The following is a 377-nucleotide window of genomic DNA, read 5'->3' on the forward strand; positions in this document are numbered from 1 at the left end:
AAGCGGTGGTGACGGTAGAGGAGCACGCCCCGTACGGAGGCCTGGGCTCGATGGTGAGCCAGGTGGTCGGTAGCGAATGCCCGAAGAAAGTGGTCAACCTGTCGCTGCCGGACGCGCCGGTGGTCACGGGGACCTCGAAGGAGGTGTTCCGGCATTACGGGCTGGACGCGGAAGGAATTGTAAAGACAATAAAGGGAATCTTGTAGGAATTTTCATAGGGGTCAGACCCCTGTGGGCACAGGGGTCTGACCCCTATCGTACAACCCTTATTTTAGGAGGGGTAAAGATGTCAGACAATTATATTATCAGTATAGATCAGAGCACCCAGGGGACGAAGGCCCTCCTCTTCGACGGGAGCGGCAGCCTGATCCGCAGGA

General features: G+C 57.0%; 1 protein-coding gene and 1 pseudogene. Both read left to right on the forward strand.

The window, feature by feature from the left end; all coding sequences use genetic code 11:
* On the forward strand, nucleotides 1-206 hold a 206-nt coding region (locus HJV72_RS18835), incomplete at its 5' end, for a transketolase C-terminal domain-containing protein (protein WP_305798506.1).
* Nucleotides 207-286: 80 nt separating this feature from the next.
* Nucleotides 287-377, forward strand: a pseudogene (locus tag HJV72_RS20555) (FGGY family carbohydrate kinase); the annotation flags it as partial.

It is taken from the genome of Extibacter sp. GGCC_0201 (genome assembly GCF_017566055.1).
Taxonomy (GTDB): Bacteria; Bacillota; Clostridia; order Lachnospirales; family Lachnospiraceae; genus Extibacter.